At 47.3% G+C, this 12,256-nt stretch carries 10 protein-coding genes, 1 tRNA gene and 1 rRNA gene; 1 reads left to right on the plus strand and 11 read right to left on the minus strand.

The features are described 5' to 3' along the window. Positions 1-21: 21 nt before the first annotated feature. Positions 22-2,316 carry an ATP-binding protein gene (locus AB4124_RS32855; protein ID WP_430183377.1) on the minus strand — a complete coding sequence of 765 codons (2,295 nt, stop codon included), beginning with the start codon at positions 2,314-2,316 and terminating at the stop codon, positions 22-24. Between the two features lie 361 nt (positions 2,317-2,677). Here AB4124_RS32855 and tadA point away from each other — a divergent pair, with 361 nt between their 5' ends. Further along, positions 2,678-3,172, plus strand: coding sequence for a tRNA adenosine(34) deaminase TadA (gene tadA / locus AB4124_RS32860; RefSeq protein WP_076326364.1), 495 nt, complete (start codon positions 2,678-2,680; stop codon positions 3,170-3,172). An 87-nt stretch (positions 3,173-3,259) separates the two neighbouring features. On the opposite strand, the gene AB4124_RS32865 is transcribed toward tadA, so the two are convergent. The 10 genes from AB4124_RS32865 to rrf form a co-directional block, all read right to left on the minus strand. Next, positions 3,260-4,345 (minus strand): hypothetical protein, encoded by a 1,086-nt coding sequence (locus AB4124_RS32865; protein WP_339269253.1) that lies wholly within the window; start codon positions 4,343-4,345, stop codon positions 3,260-3,262. A 307-nt stretch (positions 4,346-4,652) separates the two neighbouring features. Further along, positions 4,653-4,802 carry a spore protein gene (locus AB4124_RS32870; RefSeq protein WP_076326362.1) on the minus strand — a complete coding sequence of 50 codons (150 nt, stop codon included), beginning with the start codon at positions 4,800-4,802 and terminating at the stop codon, positions 4,653-4,655. A 107-nt stretch (positions 4,803-4,909) separates the two neighbouring features. Further along, positions 4,910-5,251 carry a hypothetical protein gene (locus tag AB4124_RS32875; protein ID WP_076326361.1) on the minus strand — a complete coding sequence of 114 codons (342 nt, stop codon included), beginning with the start codon at positions 5,249-5,251 and terminating at the stop codon, positions 4,910-4,912. A gap of 169 nt (positions 5,252-5,420) precedes the next feature. After that, positions 5,421-5,509, minus strand: a tRNA-Ser gene (locus tag AB4124_RS32880). Positions 5,510-5,581: 72 nt separating this feature from the next. Further along, on the minus strand, positions 5,582-6,865 hold the full coding sequence (gene serS, locus AB4124_RS32885) for a serine--tRNA ligase (RefSeq protein ID WP_441975342.1): 1,284 nt from the start codon (positions 6,863-6,865) through the stop codon (positions 5,582-5,584). A 188-nt stretch (positions 6,866-7,053) separates the two neighbouring features. Beyond that, positions 7,054-7,641, minus strand: coding sequence for a pyridoxal 5'-phosphate synthase glutaminase subunit PdxT (pdxT, locus tag AB4124_RS32890; RefSeq protein WP_441975343.1), 588 nt, complete (start codon positions 7,639-7,641; stop codon positions 7,054-7,056). Positions 7,642-7,656: 15 nt separating this feature from the next. Then, positions 7,657-8,538, minus strand: a complete 882-nt coding sequence (gene pdxS, locus AB4124_RS32895; RefSeq protein ID WP_215163952.1) for a pyridoxal 5'-phosphate synthase lyase subunit PdxS — start codon at positions 8,536-8,538, stop codon at positions 7,657-7,659. A gap of 163 nt (positions 8,539-8,701) precedes the next feature. After that, on the minus strand, positions 8,702-10,120 hold the full coding sequence (locus tag AB4124_RS32900; RefSeq protein ID WP_441975344.1) for a D-alanyl-D-alanine carboxypeptidase family protein: 1,419 nt from the start codon (positions 10,118-10,120) through the stop codon (positions 8,702-8,704). A 152-nt stretch (positions 10,121-10,272) separates the two neighbouring features. Continuing rightward, complete coding sequence (guaB, locus tag AB4124_RS32905; protein WP_441975345.1) at positions 10,273-11,730, minus strand: IMP dehydrogenase; 1,458 nt, start codon at positions 11,728-11,730, stop codon at positions 10,273-10,275. 422 nt (positions 11,731-12,152) lie between these two features. Next, positions 12,153-12,256 (minus strand): 5S ribosomal RNA (rrf, locus tag AB4124_RS32910); the annotation flags it as partial.

The raw sequence follows: 12,256 nt of genomic DNA on the forward strand, positions 1-12,256 counted from the left end.
TTATCTGTAACTACTTCTTGCTTAATTCTCAATAGCATTCGGCTGGACTACAGGCAGAACTATGCTCACCTTCGTGCCCACACCTACTTCACTCTCGATTTCCATCATACCCCGGTGACCCTGAATAATACGCTGGCTTACCATCAATCCTAGCCCTGTGCCCGTCTCCTTATTCGTAATAAACGGTTCGCCAAGATGCGGCATCAGATCTTCCGGTATGCCCTGCCCTTCATCCCGAATATCGATTTGTACCCATTCGCCTTTCGGCCTTGAAAGCTCAATCCAGATACTGCCGCCATCGGGCATCGCTTCAATCGCATTCTTGAGCAAATTGATAAACACCTGCTTGAGCTGATTCTCCTCACAGTGTACGTTGGTAAGTTCATCAGTAAATTTCAATTTGAACTCGATGCCGTACAAATGGGCTTGGCTGTCGAGGAATGAAATGACATCTCCCATGATGAGTCGTACATCCCTCTCTTGGAAATGAATCGCCTGCGGCTTCGCTAATATCAGAAATTCACTGACAATGAGGTTAATTCGATCCAGCTCCGACAGCATTAGATCAATATGGTCCGGATTAACCTTGTGGGTCTGCTGCTGAAGCTGCAGAAATCCACGGAGCGTCGTAAGCGGATTCCGGATCTCATGAGCAACGCCAGCAGCCAGCTGGCCAACGGTATTGAGTTTCTCCGAACGACGCAGCAGCTCCTCGATCCGATTGCGTTCCGTCACATCCCGAGACACGCTAATCATGGAGGTGACCTCACCGTTCTCATCATGCACCAGCGAGGTGCTAATACTGACCTCGATCGTGCTTCCATCTTTGTGAAGACGGATCGTCTCCACCGGAGGAAGCCGTTCCCCGGCCCGCAGCCGACGGATGCGCTCCTTTTCTTCTTCCTCCTTGGCCGGAGGCACAAGTGCTGGCTTCCGTCCAACCACTTCGTGCGCTTTCCAACCATACAATTGCTCAAACGCTTTATTCACACTAATAACCCGTTCATAGGTATCGGTTGTATGAATGGCATCTGCTGTCTGATTAATGACCGACTCCAGATATTCCTTAACGGACTGATTCTCATCGACCATTTGCTTCAACTGGCTCGTATAGTTGCCCAGATTACGTGTCATCGCATTGATTCGACCCGCAAGCTGCCCCAGCTCGTCCCGGCTGCTTACCTCCAACCTTCGATCAAAGTGACCATCCGACACATCGTTTACCGTCCCCAGTATGGCCTGAATCGGCTTGGTAAAATACCCTGCAACAATATAACTGCCGAATATCACGATTTCCAATAAAACCAATGAGATGGCCACAAGACTGATCATCTGCTCCCTCATCACGGAGGAAATGGCTTCATAATCCATGACGACACTGATTACACTGGTCGGTTTATTTTCGGTTACGATGGGGATGAAGCTTTTTAGCACCTTCTTGTTATTGATAGTACTGACAAACACCACATTATCGCCGGTAGAAACGGCCCTCTGCACAGCTTCCGCATCTTGGTCCAGGCTCCCATAGTCGTAGGTGCCGAATGTAATCGGTCGATTGCGAAGCTTGCGGTGAACATCATCCGTTCCATCTTCTCTCATATATTCATTGCCAAACGTTTCAGGGTTGATGCCTGTTACTTCCAATATTCGCGGATTCGACTTCAAGGTCTCCTTCACAACCGTATCCGGACTTGTAATCTTCACAAAGTCCTTGATATTCGAATTCCTTATGTAGGGATCAATAATATAATTGCGCTTGCTATCGTAATAGTATCCCCATTTATCAATGAATTCCGGATTGGATGTGGAAAACTCAAACGGTCCTGACCAAAAATGATCGGCGCGCTGACCCTCGGTAACGGAGACAACTTTACCATACTGGAACAATTCCAGAAAAGCCGTATGCCAGTACCCCCAGTTCTTTGTTGAAAGGCCGATTTCATCTGGAGTGGAGGATCGGGCAACAACGACATCATCATTCGTCCGGACCAATAGTGATATGTGGGTGACGCCGATCTCTTTACTCAATTCCACCAATTGCTGATTGGTTATATTGTTAATATCCGGATCCAAAGCTTTTGCCGCATTGACCGCGGCTACCTTCAGCATATCACCGAATATATTATCCACATATGCAGAACTAAAGCCGGTTTGCTGGACGGTGATGGCGATCTGAGTAGCGGCCATCACCATTTTGGTTTCACTATCCTGCTGCAAATTTTCCTGGGTTGTGTAATAGTTCAGCGTAATGTTGAGCAGAAGAATAAATAATACCGATATGGACATGATCATCGATAATTTCGTCTTAATCGACAAGTGGCATCTTCACCTTTCTGCTGTCACATAGACGACTTGCGAATCTAATACCCTCATGATACCTTGATCACGAACGTTTGAAAAGACAAGCAGCTTTACGGCTATATGGTTTTTTTCCACAATCGCATTGCTATTGAAATAGGGAATCCTTACAATATAAGAGGCCATTCCCGGTAAAAAACAACGTATCCACAGATTGCGCACAAATACACAACTTATCTGTGGATAATGTGTATAACTTTGTGCATAACATCTCGGTTGTCCACAATTCTGTCCACAACATGTTAACAAACGAATAAATGTTCGTTGAACATTGGGTATAAATACAGGGTTTTAACCGGCTGTGAAAGGAGACTTTAGTTTGATATCAAATTCAATAGACCCACTGGCTGTGGATAACGATAATCATGAACGCTGGATGAGAGAAGCCATCGCGGAAGCACGGAAAGCCGAAGAGCTCGGCGAAGTTCCTATCGGCGCTGTCATCGTGCGGGGTGATGAGGTTATTGGCCGTGGATACAATTTGCGTGAAACGACTTATGATGGGACGGCCCATGCCGAGATGGTGGCTATCCGTGAGGCAAGCAAACATCTTGGAGCATGGCGGCTGCTCGACTGTCGATTGTACGTGACGCTGGAGCCCTGTCCCATGTGTGCGGGTGCTATCGTCCAATCCCGGGTCCCACAGCTGATCTATGGCACTCGCGATCCCAAAGCCGGTTGTGCCGGCACACTGATGAATTTGCTTCAAGAACCGCGTTTTAATCACCGTACTAACGTGATTGAGGGCGTGCTGCAGGAAGAATGCGCATCACTACTCACTCAGTTCTTCCGACGTTTGCGCGGGAAAATATAATCCTTGTATAGTAATATGTATAGATATGTATAGAAACGTAAAAACCCGGCCATGATGGCCGGGTTTTGTTGTCTACGATGAATGATATTAATAAGTGCCCATTTGGCTCATGGATTCCTCAAATTGCTCCATCGTGATGACATCAGCATCTTTTGGAATACCGATTTTGAACTCTTGTTTAGCGTTGATGTTGTTGTATTGGGTGCTACCCTTCACAGCCAACTTCACGTTCTCTTTCGTTTCTGGATCATTGAAATCAACGTTCAACACAATATCCTGATATGCAGGGAAATCCTTTTTATCGATAGCCGTGTTGATGTTGAATGTGTTGATCTTCAGATACTTCTGCATCTCTTCCAAGCCCGCTTTGAATTCGTCTTGGTTAACGTTGGAAACTTCAGCTTTAGCAGAGTCGATATCTTCTTGGGTCAGACCGAGCATTTCGCGGTACTCGTCTTTAGCTGCAATGTCAACAACCTTAGGTGCAACCTTGTTTACCATAATATCCAATGCTTCATTCAGGTTATCATTGGTTACAAAGAATTGAACCACTTGTTTGGCATCCACGCCTTCTGGAAGGCCAGCATCTTTAACATTGATCTCTTTGAAGTATTTCGCTTGGTCATATTCACTCAGCAAAGCTTCAAGGATTTCGTTTACGAATTTTTGGGATTTCTCGGTATCCAGGCTTTCCGGATTAAATGTTTCACCGGATTGCTCAGCAAGCTCTTTCATATCCATAACGAGGAACTTACCAACAACGTCCTCTGGGAATGGCAGCATTGGAATGCTTGGAATCTTAACGTAGATTTTCTCTTTCGTCATCACCATATCAATGTTGAAGGACATTGCCATGTCACCCTTCAGATTGATACCCATGTTCATCTCGGTTTGCATTGGATCCGCTTGGTAGATACCGTCCAGCGTAACCTCAGCATTCTTCAACATCGTCATCGCCTGTGTTACGCTTGGATCGCCTTCAACTGCAGGTATGTTAACTTGAAGGTCTTCAATGACAAATTTACTCTTCATTTCGTAGGATGTCATCTTCATCGCGTTCGTGGCAGCATTCGTCATCGCTGCCTTAGGCTCTTCTTTTTTGGCGCAGCCGGAAAGTACAACTGTCACTGTGAGCAGCAGTGTCAGCATGATAGCTGCAAACTTCTTGTTCATTAAAATTTCTCTCCCCTCTAACAGTCATAAAAATAACAGACCTTCTAATCATAAACCATTTAACCAAAATGAGAAACACTTTCTGGAATATTTACTGAAATTTTATTTCCTTTCTTTTTCCATCCATCTTAAATTTAAACTTCTTAACATGCGAATAAGGTGGGGCCCCAAAATATTACACTTGAACACTAATACGGAAGTTGGACGCAAAAGGTTTCAAATCGAAAAAAAGAACTTCCTGTCGAAATACAGGAAGTTCCCTCGATTCTTGCTTTCTAGCCTCTCCGTATTTGGCTCCTACAGGCTTCTAGCCCTCCGGATTGAAATGTCCATCCTGTTTACGGATCTTCGCTCTGTGCGAGCCTGACAGCGGCTCCTGGCCGCCACGGTCAGGGTCCTTGCGCTGCTTCGGCTGCTCCTGTGCTTCCGGTACCGGAATCGCCTTTGGTTTGCTCATCTGATAGCCCTCCATTTCGTGGATCACAACGATGTCCTACGCCTATCCTACCTTTGATGTCCATATCATGAAGGACAGTATGGAAACTGTCTCACTCATTCATGGAACTAGTGATGCGTGATTTGCTGCAGCGTTTGGGCACACTCATGAATATGGCGCGTATAATCGCCCACCATGCCCTGAATATTCTCATTACGCTCATCCGTTGTCGCACCCTCACGCTCTACATCGACCAGATCGACCTTTACTTCCCGCGAATCCACATACGTGCATTGAAAATCAAACGAATAATCCTGGCGACCTGCTGCATCAATGTGAATGCGGATGGCGTTCGGATCCCCTTCGTCTGCTGCCACTTCTGCGCGATCTCCCGGCTTTAATATGGTGGACAGCCTTTCCTGCCAGGCATTGACCAGCGTCGACTGATCTACATTCAGTTCTGAGTTCATGTTCACACCTCCCCTTCTCTATAAATTGCGATAACAGGGGATGTTTTATACAGCAGCCTCCATAAAGCAGAAACCTACTGCAGAACAGAACAATCAATACCTTCCTCTAGTAAAAAAGACAATAAAAAAACCGATTCCTTAAAGGAAACGGCTTGCGTTTGATTATGTATGGCGGAGAGGATGGGATTCGAACCCATGTGGGCTTGCACCCTAACGGTTTTCAAGACCGCCCCGTTATGACCGCTTCGGTACCTCTCCACGTGGTAATGATTCATGCAAATGAATCACGTGCAAAAATCATTATACCACAAGACAAACTATTTTATCAACTCATTTTTTCTGTTCGATGATACTAACGTTCCCCATGTACGGGCGAAGTACTTCGGGAATAACTACGGATCCATCAGCCTGTTGATAATTCTCCAGAATCGCAGCGACGGTACGTCCTACCGCAAGCCCGGAACCATTCAAGGTGTGGACAAATTCCGGCTTGCTCTTCGGTTCCGGACGGAAGCGAATGTTGGCACGGCGAGCCTGGAAGTCCCCAATATTCGAACATGAGGAGATTTCACGGTATACGCCGCTCTCTGGAAGCCAAACTTCTAGATCGTATGTCTTCATGGATCCAAAGCCCATATCCCCGGTACAGAGAGCCATTACGCGATAAGGAAGATTCAGCAGCTGAAGCACACGCTCCGCATCTGCCGTCATCTTCTCAAGCTCATCAAAAGATGTTTCCGGGTGTACAATCTTCACCATCTCAACCTTGTTGAACTGATGCTGACGAATGAGCCCTCGTGTGTCACGCCCTGCCGCGCCGGCTTCCGAACGGAAACATGAGCTGTACGCCACGTAATATTTAGGCAGATCCTCACTATTTAAGATTTCCTCGCGATGATAGTTCGTCACAGGAACCTCAGCAGTTGGGATCAGATAGTAGTCGGTATCGCTAATTTTGAATAAATCCTCTTCGAATTTAGGCAGTTGCCCTGTTCCGTACAAGCTGTCCCGGTTGACGATATATGGAGGCAGCATTTCCTCATAGCCGTGTTTGTCGCTGTGCAGATCCATCATAAAACTGATCAAGGCCCGCTCAAGACGAGCACCCAAACCTTTGTAGAACGTAAATCGTGAACCCGTTACCTTCGCACCTGCTTCAAAATCCAAAATACTCAGATTCTGAGCAAGCTCCCAGTGTGCCTTAGGCTGGAAATCGAAAGCTTTTGGCTCCGACCAGCGGCGGATTTCCACGTTCTCCTCCTCCGAAGCGCCAACCGGCACACTCTCATGAGGGATATTCGGAATCGCCAAAGTAAGCTCGGATATGCTGACTTCCAGCTCACGAACTTCCTCATCCATCGCTTTAATCTGGTCTGACACTTGTCGCATTTCCAGAATCAGATCATCGGCATTCTCACGATTCTTCTTCAGCTTGGCTACTTCAGCCGACACGGTGTTGCGGCGATTCTTCAAACTTTCGCTTTCCTGCAGCAATTCCCGGCGCCGGGCGTCAAGCTTAGGAAAATCCGCAATCAGATCAAGCGATTTGCCTCGATTCTTCAGCGCTTCTTCTACACGACTGTACTCGCTGCGCAATATTTTTACGTCTAACACGGGAAACCCTCCTAAAGTAAAACATCCATCAAGTATATCGAAGCAGCTGCCCTATATGTTGATAAAAGCCTTGGGACAAGGCTGCATTGTACGTTATTACATACGATACATCTTATTGTATTTCAGCGAAAAAGACAACTTGACTCCCACATACTGCCAAAGAGTCAAGATGTCTTCTACTGTAACTATTACGTCTGTGGTGCCGTAGACTGCGATTGAACCATCTCCACAAAATATTGATGAAGTCGGTAATCGTCCGTCAGCTCCGGATGATAGGAAGCTGCGAGCAGATGCCCCTGTCTGGCTGTGACGATCTCATCCTTATAAGTGGACAGGACCTCAACGTCCGACCCCACTTCCAGAATGAGCGGCGCACGGATGAAGACAGCCCGTACCGGTTCTTCGATTCCTTTTACAGGCAAATCGGTCTCAAAGCTTTCACGCTGACGTCCAAATGCATTCCGCGCCACCGTAATGTCCATCAGCTTCAGATGAGCCTCTTCGTCGCCTTGAATTCGCTCAGCCAGCACGATCAGTCCGGCGCATGTTCCGAATATCGGTTTACCCTGGGCTGAGAACTGACGAATCGCATCCATAAAATCATACTTGCGCATCAGCTTGCCGATGGTGGTGCTCTCGCCGCCAGGGATGATCAAGCCGTCAATGCAGTCTAGCTGCTCGACCTTCTTAATCGGCACCCCCTCGGCACCAGCAAGCGTAACGCTCCGTATATGCTCTGCAACGGCACCCTGAAGTGCCAGTACTCCGACCTTCATGTTACCCCTTCTCTCTTACCAGCCGCGATCCTGCATTCGCTCAGCTGGACTAAGCTTGGATATCTCGATGCCTTTCATCGGAGTACCCAGGTTCTTGGATACTTCAGCAATCAATTTATAATCATCATAATGCGTAGTCGCTTCAACAATCGCACGAGCGAACTTCTCAGGGCTGTCCGATTTGAAAATACCGGATCCAACAAAGACGCCGTCAGCGCCTAAATGCATCATCAATGCGGCATCTGCAGGTGTTGCCACGCCGCCAGCTGCAAAGTTAACGACAGGCAGCTTGCCTGTCTCATGAATGCCCTTCAGGAGGTCAAAGGAAACACCGAGGTTCTTCGCTTCCGCATACAGCTCGTCCTTCGACATGTTACGAACTTTACGGATTTGACTGTTGATGAGGCGCATATGGCGAACGGCTTCCACGATATTACCTGTTCCCGGCTCGCCTTTCGTACGGAGCATGGATGCACCTTCACCAATACGACGAAGCGCTTCACCGAGGTCCTTCGCACCGCATACGAACGGTACCGTGAAATCCCATTTATCGATATGGAACACTTCATCCGCCGGTGTCAGCACTTCACTCTCGTCGAGATAATCCACGCCAAGAGATTCAAGCACTTTCGCCTCGACATAATGACCGATACGAGCTTTGGCCATAACTGGAATGGATACAACTTTCATGACTTCCTCAACGATGGTTGGGTCAGCCATCCGTGCTACTCCCCCAGCAGCGCGAATATCGGAAGGAACGCGCTCCAGCGCCATAACTGCCGTTGCACCGGCAGCTTCAGCGATCTTCGCTTGTTCCGCATTCATGACGTCCATAATGACGCCGCCTTTTTGCATTTCCGCCATACCTCTTTTTACAGTTGATGTTCCTGTTTCCATGTCCCCTAGCCTCCCGATTATATGTTGTATCTCATCGCCATTACAGCATTACCTGGCGACCTAGTCTGTACCTGTATAGGTGCATGCTTGCAATGAATCTAACTTGATATTTTACCGCATCAAAATCAAATACACAACCCATTTACTCGGAATTTATCGGCGGTTAGAAAAGATTTTTGATGGAATCAAATAAATCAGCGAAAAAGTCTCCAATCGCCCGCAGGAACAAACTGAACCAGCCAGCCTTCTCAACTTCCTCCCCAGTGATAAGATTCACCGTTTCGACCTGGGCTTCCTTCATGCCTTCTATTTTATATGTGTAGGTCACCGTACCAACCTTCGTATCCTTAGCAACAGGAGCCGTCAAGCTGGAGGAGTCCAGCTTGGCTTCGAAGGTAATGTTCTTACCACTTGAGCCTTTCGGTACAACAAAAGTGACTGCTTTATCGGTTACGAGTGCAGCTTCCTTGCCTTTACCCTTCTTCACTTCGACGTTTTCAAAGCCTTGCACGGTTGCTCTGGCAGCTTGAACTTCCTTCACTTCGAAGTTGTCAAAGCCGTAATCAAGGACTTTTTTGGACTCTACAAAACGGGCTCCTTCGGATTTCGTACCCATGACCACACTAATCAGCCGCATGCCATCACGCTCAGCGGTGCCCGCGAAGCAATACTTAGCCGCATTGGTATGACCTGTTTTTAAACCATCCAATCCTTCATAAGCATACTTCTTGAAGTTGGTAATATCTTTATTGGCTTCAAGCATCCAGTTGTAGTTGATGATCGGATTCGTATCCCGATCCCGGAATTTGTGGGATTGTATAGCTGTGAATCTTGCAAAATCAGGGTGATCCTCGACGATGAATTTGGCAAGCAAAGCTGTATCCATTGCCGACATAACCGTTTCCTTATCCTCTTCAGGACGATATTTTTCAGGCATATCCGCACGGCTGAGGCCTGTAGAATTGATGAAAAAAGCTGTTTTCAAGCCCATCTTTTTCGCCGTATCGTTCATCATGGCAACAAACTCTTCTTCGGAACCAGCCACATGTTCAGCCAATGCTACCGTAGCATCGTTCGCTGAACCAACAGCCATAGCTATGTAGAGCTCCTCCACTGTATGTTGGTCACCCTCAGCCAAGAATATCCGTGAGCCTACCGTTTTTGCTGCGTTTTCTTTTACAGTGACCTCGTCATCCCAAGCTAATTCGCCTTGCTTTACTTTCTCTGCAACGATGTATTCCGTCATCATCTTCGTCATGCTCGCCGGTGGTAATGCCTCATCAGCATTAACGGATAGTAGGACTTGTCCTGTTGATGGCTCTATCAATACGGCAGAGCTTACCTCCAGTCCAAGCTGATCAATCGATGGCACTTTATCCGGCTTCGCATTATTTGTTGTCGCCTTCTCGGTTGTCGCTTTGTCCTCTGTGGCGTTCGTTGTATCCGCTGTTGCCAGCATACTGGGTGCCGCGAGTGAAACCGCAGGTGCAGCAGAGAAACAAAGTATATTAAACAGCATCAAGGATGCCAACGTTCTTTGAATGCGTTGTCGCTTATTCTTCTTTACAGACATGTCTATCAATGGAACTACTCCCCTCTAATTCTCAATAAGTCATTAACTTGTTCTATTCTATCATAGGGGGGGTATCAAAAAAAGACAAGCTAGATGAATTTCATCCAGCCTGTCCAGGAAATAAATGACATATATTGTTTATCCTTGTTCTTTCGAGTGAATTACAAGGAATAGTTAGGTGCTTCTTTGGTAATTTGGATATCATGCGGATGGCTCTCACGAAGTCCTGCGCCAGAGATACGGATAAACTGGGTGTCCGCCCGTAGTTCCTCCAGGTTTTGCGTACCACAATAGCCCATGCCGGAGCGCAATCCACCGATCAACTGATGGATAGTATCTGCCAAAGGCCCTTTGTAAGCAACACGACCCTCGATACCTTCCGGAACCAATTTCTTGTCGTCATCTTGGAAATAACGATCTTTACTGCCTTGTTTCATGGCAGCAAGGGAACCCATGCCGCGGTAAGCCTTGAAACGGCGTCCTTGATAGATCTCAGCTTCGCCTGGGCTCTCCTCCGTACCGGCAAACATGCTGCCCAGCATAACGGCATTTGCACCGGCTGCGATCGCCTTCGTAATTTCGCCTGAGTATTTGATACCGCCATCTGCGATAATTGGCACTCCATACTCCTTAGCAACCGTTGCACAGTCATAAATTGCTGTGATTTGCGGTACGCCAATCCCGGCAATGACACGGGTCGTACAGATCGATCCAGGCCCAATTCCGACTTTTACGACGGATGCACCGGCTTCGATAAGCTCTCTTGTGCCCTCGCCTGTAGCCACGTTACCAGCGATAATCGTCAAATCCGGATACACTTCGCGCAGTTTGCGAACGGAGTCAATGATATTGATGTGATGACCGTGGGCAGAGTCAACGGTAATGACGTCTACGCCAGCTTTCACCAGCGCCTCTGCTCTTTCGAAGGTATCCTTGGAGATTCCGATCGCTGCACCTACAAGCAGGCGACCCTGAGCGTCCTTAGCTGCTCTAGGGAACTGAATCGCTTTCTCAATGTCTTTAATGGTGATAAGTCCTTTAAGAACATTATCATCGTCTACCAAAGGCAGCTTTTCAATCTTATGCTTCTGTAGGATCATTTCGGCATCTTGAAGAGTCGTTCCGACCGGAGCTGTCACCAGATTCTCGCTGGTCATCACTTCACTGATTACCGTATTGTAGTCATGAACAAAACGAAGATCACGATTCGTCAAAATCCCGATCAGCTTATTGTTCTCATCTACGATCGGTACACCGGAAATCCGGAACTTACCCATGAGCTCCTCTGCATCGGATACAAGATGATTAGCATGGAGGGAGAAAGGATTCGTAATAACACCACTTTCCGAACGTTTAACCCGATCAACCTCTTCTGCCTGTTGCTCAACGGTCATATTTTTATGAATAATGCCGATTCCGCCTTCTCTAGCAATGGCAATTGCCAGAGGAGCTTCCGTTACGGTGTCCATCCCAGCACTGATGAGCGGGATGTTTAATTTCACATGCTCGCTCAATTTGGTGCTAACATCCACTTCTTTTGGAAGTACCTCGGATTTTCTAGGAACCAACAATACATCGTCAAAAGTGAAGCCTTCCTTGCTAAACTTATCTTCCCACACCTGGGTTATTCCTCCTTTTTGTCGTCTTCCTGCGGACTACAACTACTGTCAGAGCTGGACCGGACGGCATTTTCAAGTATTTTCAGAAATATATTATTGCCATCTTAGCAAAGGGCCCATAGGCTGTCAAGGATTGAAATTCGCCCTTTGCCCGAAGTTCGCAAGTATCCATCCAGCGCGTTATCCTGTCCCTTAGGAATGGACAAACGGCGGGTTTCTTCTATTAAATGGAGAATCACCCGCGTTTAAGCCTCGTCTCCCAATATGCCAATCCCTTAAGGCATTTCCTAGAGGTTCAATGAATAGCTGTCGTTTAGTATCACCCAACCTGGTACGAGATAGTCTCGATTTCATAAATACATGCTATTGAATATAGGAAAAGACCGCTATCGATTACTCGATAACGGTCTTTATGGTTGTTCGCTTGGCGACGTCCTACTCTCCCGGGACCCTTCGGTCCAAGTACCATCGGCGCTGGAAGGCTTAACGGTCGTGTTCGGTATGGGAACGCGTGGAACCCTTCCGC

The sequence above is a fragment of the Paenibacillus sp. 2KB_20 genome, from assembly GCF_052115765.1.
In the GTDB taxonomy this organism is placed as follows: Bacteria; Bacillota; Bacilli; order Paenibacillales; family Paenibacillaceae; genus Paenibacillus_AQ.

Bases quoted from the DNA above. Each gene is read 5' to 3' on its own strand.
- AB4124_RS32870 (WP_076326362.1), bottom strand. From the start codon at position 4,802: ATGAGCAAACCAAAGGCGATTCCGGTACCGGAAGCACAGGAGCAGCCG.
- pdxS (WP_215163952.1), bottom strand. From the start codon at position 8,538: ATGGAAACAGGAACATCAACTGTAAAAAGAGGTATGGCGGAAATGCAA.
- AB4124_RS32865 (WP_339269253.1), bottom strand. From the start codon at position 4,345: ATGAACAAGAAGTTTGCAGCTATCATGCTGACACTGCTGCTCACAGTG.
- pdxT (WP_441975343.1), bottom strand. From the start codon at position 7,641: ATGAAGGTCGGAGTACTGGCACTTCAGGGTGCCGTTGCAGAGCATATA.
- AB4124_RS32875 (WP_076326361.1), bottom strand. From the start codon at position 5,251: ATGAACTCAGAACTGAATGTAGATCAGTCGACGCTGGTCAATGCCTGG.